Genomic DNA, 15,463 nt, shown 5'->3' with positions numbered 1-15,463 from the left:
CCCCAATCTACAAGTGTTTTATTACACTTATAAATCAGAGGTTGAAGCAATACATAAGTATTGCCTAAATGTACAACATGGTTCAAATATAAAAGCTGTGTATTACTAAGTTCAAAGTATTTTCTCTTCAATCAAATACTTATTTTAAGTTATAGAATGAATTTAAACCAAGATACTCTGCTGTTGAACCAAGTTGATCTTCGATACGAAGAAGTTGGTTGTATTTAGCTACACGGTCTGTACGTGATGGAGCACCTGTTTTAATTTGACCAGCATTTGTTGCAACAGCGATATCAGCAATTGTCGCATCTTCTGATTCACCAGAACGGTGAGAAATAACCGCTGTGTAGCCTGCACGTTTGGCCATTTCGATTGCTTCAAACGTTTCAGTTAACGTACCGATTTGGTTTACTTTGATCAAGATAGCATTGCCTACGCCTTGCTCAATACCTGCTGATAATTTTTTCGTATTTGTTACAAATAGGTCATCACCTACTAATTGTACGCGATTGCCGATACGGTCTGTTAATAGCTTGTGTCCAGCCCAGTCGTTTTCGTCTAAGCCATCTTCAATTGAAATGATTGGGTATTTATTTGTTAACTCTTCGTACCAATCTACCATTTCCTCAGAAGTTTTGACAACACCTTCACCATCTAAGTGGTATTTGCCATCTTCTTTATTGAATAGTTCAGAGGATGCTACGTCCATTGCAAGTTTCACTTCGTCACCTGGTTTGTAGCCTGCTTTTTCAATCGCTTCTAAGATCACTGTAATTGCTTCTTCGTTAGAGCCTAGGTTTGGTGCAAAACCACCTTCATCACCTACTGCTGTGTTGTAGCCTTTTGCTTTTAGAACAGCTTTTAGGCTATGGAAGATCTCAGCGCCAATACGTAATGCATGACGGAATGATTCTGCACCAACAGGCATAACCATGAATTCCTGAATGTCTACATTGTTATCAGCGTGAGCACCACCGTTTAGGATGTTCATCATTGGTACTGGTAATTGCTTAGAATTGAACCCACCAAGATATTGATAAAGAGGTACATCTAAATAATCTGCCGCAGCATGTGCAACTGCCATGGATACACCTAGAATTGCGTTGGCACCAAGCTTGCCTTTGTTTTCTGTGCCATCTAGCTCGATTAAAGCTTTGTCGATGACTACTTGATCAAGAACAGAATAGTTACCTTCTAATTCTTCCGCAATAATTGTGTTTACATTTTCAACTGCTTTTAATACACCTTTGCCTAGGTAACGAGATTTGTCACCATCGCGTAATTCTACCGCTTCGTATTCACCTGTTGATGCACCTGATGGTACGATTGCGCGGCCAAATGCGCCTGATTCTGTAAATACTTCAACCTCTACTGTTGGGTTCCCACGTGAGTCTAAAACTTCGCGCGCATAAACTTGTGTAATAAATGGCATAATTAATTCTCCTCTTTTTCAATTAATGATTGTCCTGTCATTTCAGTAGGCTGTGACACCTCTAATAATTCTAACATGGTTGGCGCTAAATCGGCTAAAATACCACCATTTCTTAACATTATATTTGGTTTTGTCACAATTACTGGAACAGGATTTGTTGTATGAGCTGTCATTGGCTCACCTGCTAAAGTTAACACTTCATCAGAGTTGCCATGGTCAGCTGTAATAATAGCTGCGCCACCTTTTGCAAGGAGTGCGTCTACTACTTTCCCTAAGCATTCATCTACTGCTTCAATGGCTTTAATTGTTGGCTCCAGCATTCCACTATGACCAACCATATCAGGGTTGGCAAAGTTAAGAATAATGCCATCAAATTTTTCAGCCGCAATTTCTGCAAGTAAGGCTTCTGTCACCTCATAGGCAGACATTTCAGGTTTTAAATCGTATGTCGCCACCTTGGGAGAAGCAATTAAAATACGTTCCTCACCAGGGAATTTTTCCTCACGTCCACCACTCATAAAGAATGTAACATGTGGATATTTTTCAGTTTCCGCAATCCGCAACTGTGTTTTCCCATTCGTCGCTAATACTTCACCAATTGTATTTTTCAAGTTGTCATTTTCATAAGCAACCTGAGCGTTGACTTCATCACTATAGTGTGTGAAGGACACAAATTTTAAATTCTTTGGATGATTTGCAGATATAGCAAAGCCATCGAATGCTCCATTTGTAAAAACTGTTGACAGCTGAATGGCACGATCGGGACGGAAGTTAAAGAAAATCACTGCATCATGATCGCCAATTGTTGCTACTGGCTCACCATGCTCTTGAATGCTAAATGGGATGACAAATTCATCTGTTACCTCACGCTCATAGGATGCTGCTACACCACTTTTAGCACTTTCTGCTGTTTGACCGACGCCATCCACCAGTACATTGTAAGTCAGTGCCACACGATCCCAACGTTTATCGCGATCCATTGCATAGTAACGTCCATGAATAGAAGCAAATTGCCCTATGCCTATTTCAGCCATTTGCTTTTCCGTTTCTTCGATATAGTCTAATGCTGTTGTTGGACCAACATCACGACCATCTAAGAAGCCATGTATATAAACTTCCTCTAATCCTTGCTGTTTAGCTAGCTTTAATAGTGCAAACATATGCTCATAATGACTATGAACACCACCGTCTGATAATAAGCCCATAACATGTAGCTTTGACTGATGAGCTTTCACATGTGCTACTGCATCTAAAAAGGCTTGATTCGTGAAGAAATCTCCATCACGAATAGATTTATTTAAGCGTGTTAAGCTTTGATAGACGATACGTCCTGCACCGATATTTAAGTGCCCCACCTCAGAATTCCCCATCTGTCCTTCAGGTAATCCAACGGCTTCTCCCGCTGCTGTTAATGTCGCATGAGGAAATTGATGCCAATATCGATCAAAATTTGGCTTATTGGCCTGTGCTACTGCATTCCCGAATGTTTCATCTCGAAATGCAAAGCCATCTAAAATAATTAATGCTACTGGCTTTTTAGGCATTTGCTGCCGCCTCCAATAATGTTAAATAAGATTCTGGTTGTAAGCTTGCTCCACCAACTAAAGCACCATCAATATGTTCTTTGGATAAAAGCTCCTGAATGTTATCAGGCTTAACACTGCCACCATATTGAATGCGCACGGCATTCGCAGTTTCAGCATTATATAGCTCTTCTACTACTGCTCGAATCGCTCCGCATACTTGATTTGCATCGTCTGCCGTAGCCGTTTTACCAGTACCAATCGCCCAAATCGGTTCATACGCAATGACCATGTGCTCTACTTGCTGTGCTTCAAACCCAGCAAGTGCTGCTTTAATTTGGCCAGCCACTTTTTGCTCTGTTGTGCCTGCTTCACGTTCTTCTAGTGTTTCGCCACAGCAAATAATAGGTACGATAGTATGTGCAAGTGCTGCTGCTACCTTCTTATTAATCGCTTCATCTGTTTCATTGTAGTATTCGCGACGTTCAGAGTGTCCTAAAATGACATAGTCAACATCCACACTTGCTAGCTGTGCTGGACTAATTTCACCCGTAAAAGCACCTTCATTTTCATAGTGCATAGTTTGTGCACCAATTGCCAGCTCTGACTCACTAGCAACTTGCACAAGTGTAGGTAGGTAAAGAGCTGGTGCGCAAATAACAGCATCTACTTTGTCATTGGAAGGAAGTTTTTCTTGTACAGCATCTACAAACTGAATAGCCTCTTCAAATGTTTTAAACATTTTCCAGTTACCTGCAATAATTGGTTTACGCATCATTTTGCCTCCGATTAGCTTATTTATCGTTTAGTGCTACAATCCCTGGAAGCTCTTTGCCTTCCATTAATTCTAAGGAAGCACCACCACCTGTAGAAATATGATCCATCTTATCTGCTACTTCAAATTTTTCAACTGCTGCAGCTGAATCACCGCCACCGATTACTGTGTAGCCAGCTGTTGTTGCCATTGCATCAGCAACTGTTTTTGTGCCGTTTGCAAATTTGTCCATTTCAAAGACACCCATTGGTCCATTCCAAATGATTAATTTAGAGTTTTTGATAACTTCTGCATAGTTTGCAGCCGTTTTAGGTCCAATATCTAGACCCATCCAATCAGCTGGAATAGCATCTACATCAACGATTTGTGTTTCAGCATCCTGTGAAAATTCATTTGCCACAACAGCATCGACTGGCATATGTAATTGCACACCTTTTGCTTTTGCCTTCTCAATAAAGGACTTTGCTAGCTCAATTTTATCTTCCTCTAGCAATGATTTACCGATATCGTGGCCTTGTGCCTTAATAAATGTAAAGGATAAACCACCACCGATAATTAAGTGATCTACTTTTTCTAATAAGCTTTCAATAACACCAATTTTATCTTTTACTTTGGCACCACCAATAATGGCTGTAAACGGATGCTCAGGGTTAGACAAGGCCTTACCTAGTACATCTAATTCCTTTTGCATTAAGAATCCAGATACAGCTGGGATATGCTTAGCAATTCCTTCTGTCGAAGCATGAGCTCGGTGGGCTGCACCAAAAGCATCATTAACATAAATATCTGCTAGCTGAGCAAATTGCTGTGCTAATGTAGGATCATTTTTTTCTTCACCAGCATGGAAGCGTACATTTTCAAGCAGTAGAATATCTCCATCTTGCATATTTGCAACGGCTTCTTCCACCGCTTGCCCAATGGATTCATCAAGCTTCGTAACAGGCTTGCCCATTAATTCCGCTAAGCGAATGCCAACAGCCGTTAAACGCATATCCTCTTTCACTTCACCTTTTGGACGACCTAAGTGAGAAGCTAGAATAACTTTAGCACCCTGCTCTACTAAATACTCAATTGTAGGAATAGCTGCACGAATACGCGTCTCATCTGTAATAGCACCGTCTGCCATTGGTACATTGAAATCTACACGTACAAAAACGCGTTGACCCTTAACATCAATATCTTTCATTGTTTTCTTATTTAACATGAAGAAACTCCCTTCAAAGTTTGTTTTAGTCTTACACCCTTGTGTTTTACCCATCTTGGCTCTACACCATGCTTACTAAATTCAATAGTCATTTTGGTACTTTTTCAGCGTCACTATCTCGTGTAAGTATGATTCTCCAACTTTTGATAATGAACCCTAATACTTGTTTTTATAGTAGCAAAAGTTAACTGTTATGTCTTGCAATCAACATGTATCAATTACGCCTCAGTGTATTTATTTTTTCCGAACTTGTTCCTCTTCAAAATCTGTGACATTCGCTGAGGCTTTTATCTTGATTCAGTCGGTGATTGAACACCCATGAATCAAGAGAGTCATTTGTGTAATCATCTCATTACCTATAGAGGTGGGGTTTTCTGCTGAATCTAGAAAAAAAGGAGTAAGGGTTATCCCTTACTCCCAATACCCTTGTATATTATATCTATTCGATATTATAAAGGCTATACTTTTTGTGCATAAAAAGCAGTAATATGTCACACTTTTTACTCAAAATGTCGAAATATGATACTTATTTATGGTTTAAGCCTTGTTCAGCAATGTATAAAGCTAGGTCCATTAAGCGAGTAGAGTAACCAATTTCGTTATCATACCAAGCTAAAACTTTCACCATTTTGTTTTCTAACACCATTGTTGAAAGGCCATCTACCGTAGAAGAATAATGGTTACCGTTATAATCAATTGATACCAATGGTAGCTCATTGTAATCTAAAATGCCTTTTAATTCATTTTCAGAAGCTTCTTTTAATGCTGCATTAATCGTTTCTTTCGATACATCTGCTTTTAGCTCTACAACTAAGTCAACACATGATACGTTAGGTGTTGGCACACGCATAGAGAAACCATCTAGCTTACCTTTTAATTGTGGTAATACTTTTGATACAGCTACCGCTGCACCTGTTGTTGTTGGAATCATAGACACCGCTCCAGCACGTGCACGACGAGGGTCAGAGTGTGGGAAGTCTAGAATTCGTTGGTCATTTGTATAAGAGTGAATTGTTGTCATCATACCACGTTCAATGCCAAATTTCTCATCAAGCACTTTAGCTACTGGTGCTAGACAGTTAGTTGTACAAGAAGCATTGGAGATCACATCATCAGTTGCTGGGTTATAATCCTCATGGTTTACACCCATAACAAATGTAGGCATTGCGCCTTTTGCTGGTGCCGATAGAATCGCTTTTTTCGCCCCTGCTTCAATATGCTTGCCTACTTCTTCCATTGAACGGAATCGACCAGTACATTCAAGCACTACATCTACGCCTAATTCGCCCCATGGTAATTGGGCAGGATCTTTTTCAGCATATACTTTTACACGTTGACCATTTACTACGAAAGAATCTTCATCTGCATTGACTTCAGCATCATAGATACCGTGTACTGAATCATATTTCAATAAGTGCGCAAGCTGACCAGCATCTGTTAAGTCGTTTACGGCTACTACTTCAAATTCATCATGCTTCATTGCCTCACGAAATACTAAACGTCCAATACGTCCAAATCCATTAATCGCTAATTTTAATGCCATTGTTAATTCCTCCAATAATGTGTGATGTCTGTCTCTATGAATAGAGACATCAAAATTTACTTTATGCTCATTCAAAAAATGCTTTAGCACTTTCTGAGATCGAGTGACATGTTTACAACTTTGCCATCATTCAAGATGCTTATTTTCTATAGAAGATATTTTAGCAGCAATTGCTTTGGCCGCTGCTTCATCTGTTACAAATATGGTTTGCTTAGGTGCTACTTTGAAATAAGAAAGCATTGCATTGACCTTCTGTTTTCCTGCTGCAACTGCAATGACCTGCTCACTGTTTTGTACCTGCTCAAGCTGGATACCAATTGTACGTATACGATGTACTATTTCTCCATCGGCATTGAAATAATAACCGAAAGCCTCACTCACAGCGCCTTTTTCCTCAAGAATTCGCAAATCCTCAGGAGATGAGTTACGACGAATCGCCATTTCCTCTGCAGAGCCAATCCCATGAATGACGCAATCTGCTTGATCATAGAAGGCCATCATTTCTGTTACCATCGGCTCTGTTAGCATCGCTTGATAAGCTTGCTCACTTAAATGCTCTGGTAAAAATAAAGTACGGTATTGTGTTTCCATTTGCATGGCAAATGTTGCAACAAGTGTATTGGCCTGCATTTGCATTTCATGTCCAATCCCCCCGCGTGCAGCTACAAAAGTGATATCCTTTTGTCCGTCTAAAGGATGTAAAAACTGTGCAAGTGAGGCAACAGATTTTCCACCAGTGACAGCTACAACTTGCTCATCAAAAGCAGCCGACATAAATTGCAATGCTGCTTCTTTGCCTAGCATGCTTAGGATTGTATGATCCTCATTGTAATCACCAGGAACTACGACTACACGTTGAATGCCAAAGTGGCTTTCAAGCACTTTTGCAAGCTGGGTTAAACCAGACCATTCATAAACGATAGCTCTTAATTTTTCAATGACTATTTCACCATCATCTGTACATACCATACCCGACTTTTGCGCATCTAATAACCCTTGTTCACGTAAAATATCAGTTTCTTTGCGTATTTCTCTTTCTGTCATTTTCAGTGAATCAGCTAGTGTACGTCGCCCGATTGGTTGCATAAGTTGAACGGCTTGCAATATTCGATATCTTGCTTGCAGAAGCGGATACATTTCAGGAAGTAGCCTTTGCTGTGCCTCTGGAACAGTTAACATATCTATCTACTCCCCTAATTAATAGTGGTGGGTTTGTTTTTAACCCACTTAATTATTTTGTGTCCCACTTATGCTTTTATTATAATATGCATTGTTTTAAAGTGCAAGTAGTTGTATTGTTCTGGATAAAAAAAAGCCTCATAGCTCTAAAATCAGCTACAAGACTTTGTTGAACTTATTTAGTGAAAGATAAAATCGCATTCTTTTTAAAACCTTCTAAAGCTTTTGTTGCTTCAGTTTTATTTGTAAATTCAAAAATACGAACGTCCTTTTTCTCAAATACTGTAATAACCCACATTGTAAAATCTCCCTTCACATCATTCATTTTTGTAATATAACAACCACTAAAATTTGTGATACATTTGCTAAACTGTTTTATAACAACTTCTTACTTGATACCTATTCTACTCCGATTTTTAGGAAAAGAAAGTCTAATGTGAAGGTCTTCACAAACTGTTCAAATTCAAACCGCTTTCATTGAACAATTTGTGAATTGTGAGAATGACAGCTAATAATAAAGTCATTTATACCGTTAATAATTCTTTATACTTTCAGTAGATTAACTGCCTAATCGCTCCATTAACGTGGCATAATCTAAATGACCATACTGAATGACGACACCCTCTTTTTCAACTACCGGAATCATTAGCATATATTTTTCATGTATACGATCATCCTGCTCTATATCAATTATTTCAATATCAAATAGAACATCTTCCTGAACAAGCTTTAATGTCTGTAGCCCTTCTACACATAAAGGACAATTCGCCCGACTAAAAAATTGAATCTTCATAGATAGCACCTCCTCCTTTATTATAAACGATGTGGCAATGAAGAAATGGCTACTATTCTTTGATGATGTTTATTTAAGCTGTCTTAGCATCCTTCTTTGTAATGGTTGTATTTTTGCCAACAATGACGGAAATCACGACAATTATTGCCACGACAATCGTAAGCCAAGAGATGGATTCATTTAAAAATAGCGTAGCAAAAAGAATCATTAAAAATGGCTGTAAATATTGGATCTGACTAACTCTTGCAATACCTCCTAAAGCCATTCCCCCATACCAAGCAACATATGCTAAAAACTGACTGACAACAGCTAAATATAACAGGCTAACCCACGCTGTAAGAGGGGCATGTAGCATTTCCAAGGAAAATCGGGAAATGACAGGGACAATAAAAAAGGGAGCCGCCATCAAAATAGCCCAAGCAATCACCTGCCAGCTCCCTAATTCCTTCGCTAACTGTCCTCCTTCTGCATAGCTAAGACCTAATATTACAACTGCTGCTAATAATGCTAGATCTGCCATATGTAATTGGCCTAAGCCTAAAAAGCTAGCATAAATAATAACGGCTATAGCCCCAATAACACTCGATAACCAAAACTTAAATGAGGGACGTTCACCTGCTCTGAATAAAGCAAAGCCCACAGTCGCTAAAGGTAAAAGTGCTAATTCTACCGCTCCGTGAGAAACTGGTAACCTTGTCATTGCCCAAGACGTAAGTAAAGGAAACCCTAATACAGCGCCAAAGGATACTATTATCAAGCTTTTAAATTGTCTAGCAGTCGGTAGTCTTTCTTTTCTTACAAGTAAAATAATGGCTACGATGAACGCCGCAATGACAGCTCTCCCCAATCCTACAATCGTCGCTCCAAAATATGGTACAGCTGTACTTGTTGCGGGTAACGTTAGACTAAAGCAAATTACGCCCACAAATCCTAACAGCAAACCTATTTTTTCTTTTCTTTTATCCTGCATGTTCTCATCCTTTCATTTTCCTCTCCATCTGTCCCTGGTATAATCCATAGTAAGTGTCGCTATCTCAAAAATAAACAGAATTTTCTACCAACTGTCCTGGTACAGATAAAGGAGGAAGGATGATGATTGCAAAATATTTAGAAGTTGTAGAGGACATTAAAGAGCAGCTTGCTAATGGTGTGCTCCTTGCAGGCAGTAAACTACCTTCCGTTCGACAACTGTCTGAGCAATTTTCCTGCAGTAAAAATACAGTGATAAGAGCGTATAATGAATTAGAAAAGGAGCATCTTATTTTTTCCAAACCCAAAAGTGGCTATTATGTTGTGAATAACATAGAGCAACCAACTACAAACCAACAAGTTATTGATTTTTTATCAGCTGGCCCAGACAAAAGCATTATGCCCTATATTGAATTTCAGCATTGCATCAATCAAGCTATTGACACATATAAAGAAGAATTATTTAGTTATAGTGATCAGCAAGGGCTTTACTCGCTGCGTGTACAATTGGCTAAGTATCTACAGGACTTACAGGTCTTTACTGAACCTGATCGATTATTTGTTGTCTCGGGCTCACAGCAAGCATTACATTTACTAGCGGCAATGCCTTTTCCGAATGGTAAAAATAATATATTAATAGAACAGCCTACCTATTTTGGTTTTATAGAATCTGTCCATCTGCAACAAGCTACAACTTTTGGGATTGATTTAACAATGGAGGGCATTGATTTAGATCGTCTTGACTATATTTTTCGCAATAATGACATTAAGTTTTTTTATACTGTGCCGAGATTCCATAATCCTCTTGGTCATAGCTATACAAATGACGAAAAAAGAAAGATTGTGGAATTAGCAGAAAAATATGATGTTTATATTGTGGAGGATGATTTTTTAGGAGATTTAGATCCTAATAAAAAAGCGGATCCGTTTTTTTCTTTTAATCCCACTGGCAGGGTTATTTATATTAAAAGCTTTTCAAAGGTATTTCTTCCGGGTTTAAGAGTAGCGACAGTCGTCCTTCCCACTATAATGACAAATCATTTTCTACGTTATAAATTTAGTGCTGATTTCAATAGCTCTGTGCTCTCGCAGGGTGCCTTAGACATTTATTTAAAAAGCGGTATGTTTAATAGTCATATTAAAAAGATTAAAGAGCTTTATGTAAGAAAAATGAGCGTTTTACAGGAGGCTTGCGAATCATTACTTCCCACCTCTACTAACTATACGAAACCAGTATCAGGCTTTTATCTTTCCATTGTTCTTCCTGATAATGTAAGTGCTAGGCAGGTGGTTCATTTATTAAAGGAAAAAAATATATTGATGGATGACGCTGCTAGAATGTATCTACCAGAATTTAAAAAAGATAATCTTATTCGTTTAAGTATTTCTCAGGTAGATGAACCATTAATTTATACTGGTATCGAGGAACTAGCACTGTGCATTTCATCATTTGAACGTAAAATGCGCTATCCAAATCCCATTCACCTATTGTAATAAAAAAAGGCATTGATTGTGAGCAAGCTACACATCAATGCCTTTCGTTTTAAATTATTTTAAATGACTATCGAAGAATTTTACCATGGCATTATAGAATTCAATTCTATTTTCTTCATTTGCAAAGCCATGTCCTTCATTATCTTTTAGCATGTACTCTACATCCACACCTCTAGCGCGTAAGGCTTCCACAATTTGATCGGATTCTGCTTTGTTCACACGTGGGTCATTTGCTCCTTGTGCGACAAATAATGGTGTTTTGATTTTATCTGCATGGAAAACTGGTGAAACAGCAGTTAACAATTCTTTGTCTTTCTCTGGATGACCTACGCGCTCATAAAACATGTTACGCATAGTTTCCCAGTAAGGAGGGATGGTATTTAATAATGTAAATATGTTAGATACTCCTACATAATCAACTGCAGCAGCATATAAATCAGGTGTATACGTAATACCCGCTAATGTTGCATAACCACCAAATGATGCCCCATAAATACCGATGCGATCAGGGTCTGCAATGCCTTGGTCAATTGCCCATTGGACACCATCAGTGATGTCATCTTGAATCTTCAGACCCCATTGCTTATTACCAGCCTGAAGGAATTCTTTACCATATCCAGTTGACGAACGGAAATTCACCTGTAGCACTGCATAGCCACGATTAGCTAATAATTGTACTTCTGGGTTGAAGCCCCACATATCACGTGCCCAAGGCCCACCATGAGGATTAACAATAAGAGGGAGATCTTTTGCTTCTTTATTTTTCGGTAAAGTTAAATAGCCATTAATCGTTAAACCATCTCGGCTCTTATATGAAATTGGATGCATTTCTGCCAGTTCATTCGGATTTAACCAAGGGCTTAAAGTGGCCAACTCGGTTAATTCATCTGTCGTAGAATCGTAATAATAATATTTTCCATAGACAGTATCACTTGAAACACTCACAATAAATTTGGTCATTTCTTTATTGTAATCATTGATACCAAGCTCACTTTCATGCACATTCAGCTTGCTTTGGATTTTACGGAAAAGCTTTTCAAAGTTCTCGTCAAAGAATTCGTAATGTGGTTTATCTGTTATATACGCACCATATAGCAATTTATCGTGTTCGGCACTATATAAGACACCAGAAACATCTACTTGATCATTAGACATAATTACTTCTTCATTACCTTTTAAGTCGTATTTCACAACTTCTACTTTGTCTCTACCTTTGTTAGATGTAGCGTAAATGTATTGATTGTCTTTTGAGAAAGCTAGTGGCATTACTTCATCTCCAGCTTCCATTTCAATAAATGGCTTGAATTCATCCTTTTCAGAATCTCGATAAAGAATCGTTCCTTCCACACCATCTGAGGCTACAGCAATTCGTACATTTCCATTGCGATCTGCTAGCCAGCTCGTAATATTACCCGGATTTTTTGCAACGTGAGTTGTTTCCCCAGTCTTTACATTCAACTTGTAGACATCAAAAACTGTTGCATCTTCCTTATTCATCATGATAAGAATTTCATCTTTAACACCCTGTAGACCACTTAATATCCCAACTGTGACATTTGGATATGGCGTTAGATCTTTTTCCTCAGAGCCATTAAATGTTGTAGAATAAATATGGAAGTTTTCATCTCCACCTTTATCCTTTACGTAGAGTAAATTATTATCCTTCCAGTAAAATCCTGCAACGTCCCGATCCTTTGAATTGGAAACACGAACAGGCTCACTATCATCATTCATCTTTTTCACGAAAACATTGGATCTATTCTCCCAAGCAGAGGAAAAAGTAATGTAATTGCCATCTGGCGAAAGTTCATAACCGAAATTACCAGGATTTTTCATAAAGTCTTCAACTGAAATTTCCTTTACACCTTCATGATTAGAACCATTTTTTATTTGTTTCGCATTGTTTAAAATTTTTACTGCATCTTGTTTTGAAATTGCTTCTGTATTTAATGATAAACCATTAAATAAGCCAATCTTATTGGCCTTCTCTAAATAGTCAGCAAGTGAAGTCTCTTTTTCTTCTTTATTTAACGCTCTAACTAAAATACGAGCCGCTTCATCACGTTTAATTGTCAAACTTAAATCTGTGAATTCTCCAGCCTTGACCCATTTATCAATAATTTGTTGACGCATTGAATCTGAACCGTGCTGGAATGTTAAAGTTGTTACAGCTAAATTCAAAAATTCCTGCGCTGACACACGTTCTTCTTGTGCTGTTACTGTGCTATTAGTTTCATTTGCAGCACGGACTTCTTGCATTGTTGCAGGAATAACTACAGAGGTTGTTAAAATAATTGCTAACGATGCAGATAAAAATCTTTTTTTCAAAATGATTCCTCCCTATATCAGTTTACGCTATATCGTTTGTCGATATATTTAAATTATAACAATTCTAGCATTATTGTCAATAATTGAGAGGTTTTAATTAAGCCAAAATGAAAGCGAACTATATAGAATAGTTCGCCATACTCTATTAAAATTTCCTGCTTGCTCCTCCACCAGCAGAAGATCCGCCACCAAATCCGCCAAAGCCCCCTCTACTCGAACCTCCACCAAAACTTCCTGGATAACCGCCATAGCCTCCAGAGCGAGGACCTCCGCCGCCTTTCGAAAAGAATGAATAGATAATAATAACAACGATAATGATTAGGATAATTAACCAAGTGGGTATGTCATCCTCTTCTTTTGTTTGCGCTGGCAAATCACCGTTCCAATTATACTCTTGGGCAACAGCGCGGAAAACTTCAGAATAGGTTGCTTGAAAAGCTTGGTCTAGATTACCAGCACTTGCTGAGGGATAAAATGCATTATCTAAAATGCGTCCTAATTTACCATCTGGTAATGCTCCTTCTAATCCCTGACCCACGGCAATTACAACGTCGTTATTTCCTTCCCCTTGACCTAAGGTAGCTAAAATCAGGACACCGTTATTTTTTTCCTTGTCACCAATGCCCCATGACCGAATCAATTTTGTCGCATACATTTTCGGCTCTTGTCCATGAAGACTATCAACTGTGACTACCATGATTTCAGCACCCGTGCCTTGATCCAACTGCTCAGAATATTGATTTATCTCTTCTTTGACATTCGCAGAAATTACATTGGCAAAGTCATGTATATACGTATTTTTCATCGGTGATGGCATCGTTGCTTCTGCTAGATTCGAGAAAAAAAGAAGCACCGAACAAACGATTATCATCTGTACAATGCAACGTTTCATTATTGTGTACCCGATTGACTAAAATCGATAGATGGTGCTTTGTCCGCTCCTGCTGTGGCTTTAAAGTATTCTTTTTGTTCAAAGCCAAACATTCCTGCCATCAAATTCCCCGGGAAACGTTTAACATGTTTATTGAATTGCTGCACCTCATTATTGTAATCCTCACGTGCTACTGCCAGACGATTTTCTGTACCTGCTAGCTCATCCATTAACTGGCGGAAGTTTGCATCTGCCTTTAAGTTTGGGTAATTTTCTACAACTACTAGTAAACGACTAAGAGCGCCAGTTAAAGCATCATTGGCAACAGCTTGCTCCTCTGGTGAGCTTGCACTTCCCATTTGTGCACGTGCCTCCGTAATATTCGCTATCACCTCTTGCTCATGATTCGCATAGCCTTTCACAGATTCCACTAGATTGGGAATCAAATCATAGCGACGTTGGAGCTGATTTTCAACTTGTGCCCATTTAGAATCAACATTTTCCTCGGCTGTCACCAGACTATTGTATTTAGGTATAAATAATAAGGCGATTACAACAAGAATGATGACAATTATTCCAATTGGTCCAAGTAACTTTTTCAATTTTAAGCCTCCTTGACTTGCTTTTCCTTCTATCTTTAGTCTACATTTTTACCTTTACATTTATACCGTATGAAATTGAATTGACACGACATACTAAATACTGCAACAAAAAATTATTGAGGAGGCGTTTTTTTTGTCACAATCGTTTTACAATGAATCATCAAACCAAACAAATTTAAATCAACAACATAGCCTAAATCATGGTGGACATGAAATGATGGACATGCATGAAACAATTGGCGAAATTATTGCAGGTATGAACCAAGCGATTATTTTGCGTCCCCATGTAAAAGATCCTGAATTACTCAACATTTTGGATCGCCAATATAATTTCACTCTTGGTATGTACAATACGATCGTAGAGTCCTTTAAAACAGGACACGATCCATCTGTTCCAACAGGACGCTACCAAATGGAAACAGGAAATGATTTCAAATATGGCCTAAATCCTGGTCAACCAAAAAAGCCGATGCAAAACGCTAATGAAATTAATGATGAAGCTATTTCTGGATTTTTACTTGGAGCTCAAAAAGGAGCAGCAAAATGTATGACAACTGCTGCGTTGGAGACAACAAACCCTGTAGTTCGTCGCGTTGTTGCGGATAGTATTCCTAACTGTATTGAAATGGGATACGAATTATCCATTTATCAAAATAAACACGGCTATTATCAGGTGCCTCAGTATTCCCAACAGGATATGCAAACGATGCTGAATGCATTTGACACAACATCTAATCCCCTTCATTAAAT

At 38.4% G+C, this 15,463-nt stretch carries 14 protein-coding genes; 2 read left to right on the top strand and 12 right to left on the bottom strand.

Annotation, left to right across the window (positions count from 1 at the left end):
• Positions 1-139 precede the first annotated feature (139 nt).
• The 9 genes from eno to ACMGGO_RS03380 form a co-directional block, all read right to left on the bottom strand.
• Positions 140-1,432, bottom strand: a complete 1,293-nt coding sequence (gene eno, locus ACMGGO_RS03420) for a phosphopyruvate hydratase (protein WP_048390885.1) — start codon at positions 1,430-1,432, stop codon at positions 140-142.
• Positions 1,433-1,434: 2 nt separating this feature from the next.
• On the bottom strand, positions 1,435-2,976 hold the full coding sequence (gene gpmI / locus ACMGGO_RS03415; protein WP_103118783.1) for a 2,3-bisphosphoglycerate-independent phosphoglycerate mutase: 1,542 nt from the start codon (positions 2,974-2,976) through the stop codon (positions 1,435-1,437).
• Positions 2,969-3,730 (bottom strand): triose-phosphate isomerase, encoded by a 762-nt coding sequence (gene tpiA / locus ACMGGO_RS03410; RefSeq protein ID WP_048390882.1) that lies wholly within the window; start codon positions 3,728-3,730, stop codon positions 2,969-2,971. Before tpiA ends, gpmI begins: the two co-directional genes overlap by 8 nt.
• A gap of 19 nt (positions 3,731-3,749) precedes the next feature.
• Positions 3,750-4,934 (bottom strand): phosphoglycerate kinase, encoded by a 1,185-nt coding sequence (locus ACMGGO_RS03405; protein ID WP_026023505.1) that lies wholly within the window; start codon positions 4,932-4,934, stop codon positions 3,750-3,752.
• Positions 4,935-5,460: 526 nt separating this feature from the next.
• Positions 5,461-6,477 (bottom strand): type I glyceraldehyde-3-phosphate dehydrogenase, encoded by a 1,017-nt coding sequence (gap, locus tag ACMGGO_RS03400; RefSeq protein WP_004228061.1) that lies wholly within the window; start codon positions 6,475-6,477, stop codon positions 5,461-5,463.
• A gap of 126 nt (positions 6,478-6,603) precedes the next feature.
• A complete protein-coding gene (locus ACMGGO_RS03395) occupies positions 6,604-7,656 on the bottom strand; it encodes a sugar-binding transcriptional regulator (RefSeq protein ID WP_054549559.1) in 1,053 nt (350 codons plus the stop codon).
• A gap of 175 nt (positions 7,657-7,831) precedes the next feature.
• Positions 7,832-7,954, bottom strand: a complete 123-nt coding sequence (locus tag ACMGGO_RS03390) for a hypothetical protein (protein WP_004228055.1) — start codon at positions 7,952-7,954, stop codon at positions 7,832-7,834.
• 261 nt (positions 7,955-8,215) lie between these two features.
• Positions 8,216-8,449, bottom strand: a complete 234-nt coding sequence (locus ACMGGO_RS03385) for a glutaredoxin family protein (protein WP_048390876.1) — start codon at positions 8,447-8,449, stop codon at positions 8,216-8,218.
• Between the two features lie 73 nt (positions 8,450-8,522).
• Positions 8,523-9,419, bottom strand: coding sequence for a DMT family transporter (locus ACMGGO_RS03380; protein WP_420281582.1), 897 nt, complete (start codon positions 9,417-9,419; stop codon positions 8,523-8,525).
• A 122-nt stretch (positions 9,420-9,541) separates the two neighbouring features.
• Here ACMGGO_RS03380 and ACMGGO_RS03375 point away from each other — a divergent pair, with 122 nt between their 5' ends.
• Entirely contained in the window at positions 9,542-10,912 is a 1,371-nt protein-coding gene (locus ACMGGO_RS03375; protein ID WP_420281581.1) for a PLP-dependent aminotransferase family protein, read from the top strand.
• A gap of 54 nt (positions 10,913-10,966) precedes the next feature.
• On the opposite strand, the gene ACMGGO_RS03370 is transcribed toward ACMGGO_RS03375, so the two are convergent.
• From ACMGGO_RS03370 to ACMGGO_RS03360, 3 genes are all read right to left on the bottom strand, one after another.
• Positions 10,967-13,240, bottom strand: coding sequence for a prolyl oligopeptidase family serine peptidase (locus tag ACMGGO_RS03370; protein WP_420281580.1), 2,274 nt, complete (start codon positions 13,238-13,240; stop codon positions 10,967-10,969).
• A 145-nt stretch (positions 13,241-13,385) separates the two neighbouring features.
• On the bottom strand, positions 13,386-14,132 hold the full coding sequence (locus tag ACMGGO_RS03365) for a TPM domain-containing protein (RefSeq protein ID WP_420281579.1): 747 nt from the start codon (positions 14,130-14,132) through the stop codon (positions 13,386-13,388).
• Positions 14,132-14,713 (bottom strand): LemA family protein, encoded by a 582-nt coding sequence (locus ACMGGO_RS03360; RefSeq protein ID WP_259949813.1) that lies wholly within the window; start codon positions 14,711-14,713, stop codon positions 14,132-14,134. Before ACMGGO_RS03360 ends, ACMGGO_RS03365 begins: the two co-directional genes overlap by 1 nt.
• Positions 14,714-14,846: 133 nt before the next feature.
• Between ACMGGO_RS03360 and ACMGGO_RS03355 the strand changes: the two genes are divergently transcribed.
• On the top strand, positions 14,847-15,461 hold the full coding sequence (locus tag ACMGGO_RS03355) for a spore coat protein (protein WP_004228038.1): 615 nt from the start codon (positions 14,847-14,849) through the stop codon (positions 15,459-15,461).
• The last annotated feature ends 2 nt before the right edge of the window (positions 15,462-15,463 follow it).

It is taken from the genome of Lysinibacillus sp. BNK-21, assembly GCF_048684915.1.
GTDB lineage: Bacteria > Bacillota > Bacilli > Bacillales_A > Planococcaceae > Lysinibacillus > Lysinibacillus capsici.
This window is presented reverse-complemented; position numbering and strand designations above follow the sequence as displayed.

Excerpts from the sequence above, each read along its gene's own strand:
- eno (WP_048390885.1), bottom strand. The coding sequence starts at position 1,432 with ATGCCATTTATTACACAAGTTTATGCGCGCGAAGTTTTAGACTCACGT.
- gap (WP_004228061.1), bottom strand. The coding sequence starts at position 6,477 with ATGGCATTAAAATTAGCGATTAATGGATTTGGACGTATTGGACGTTTA.
- gpmI (WP_103118783.1), bottom strand. The coding sequence starts at position 2,976 with ATGCCTAAAAAGCCAGTAGCATTAATTATTTTAGATGGCTTTGCATTT.
- ACMGGO_RS03405 (WP_026023505.1), bottom strand. The coding sequence starts at position 4,934 with ATGTTAAATAAGAAAACAATGAAAGATATTGATGTTAAGGGTCAACGC.
- ACMGGO_RS03375 (WP_420281581.1), top strand. The coding sequence starts at position 9,542 with ATGATTGCAAAATATTTAGAAGTTGTAGAGGACATTAAAGAGCAGCTT.
- ACMGGO_RS03395 (WP_054549559.1), bottom strand. The coding sequence starts at position 7,656 with ATGTTAACTGTTCCAGAGGCACAGCAAAGGCTACTTCCTGAAATGTAT.
- ACMGGO_RS03390 (WP_004228055.1), bottom strand. The coding sequence starts at position 7,954 with ATGTGGGTTATTACAGTATTTGAGAAAAAGGACGTTCGTATTTTTGAA.
- ACMGGO_RS03380 (WP_420281582.1), bottom strand. The coding sequence starts at position 9,419 with ATGCAGGATAAAAGAAAAGAAAAAATAGGTTTGCTGTTAGGATTTGTG.
- ACMGGO_RS03365 (WP_420281579.1), bottom strand. The coding sequence starts at position 14,132 with ATGAAACGTTGCATTGTACAGATGATAATCGTTTGTTCGGTGCTTCTT.
- tpiA (WP_048390882.1), bottom strand. The coding sequence starts at position 3,730 with ATGCGTAAACCAATTATTGCAGGTAACTGGAAAATGTTTAAAACATTT.
- ACMGGO_RS03385 (WP_048390876.1), bottom strand. The coding sequence starts at position 8,449 with ATGAAGATTCAATTTTTTAGTCGGGCGAATTGTCCTTTATGTGTAGAA.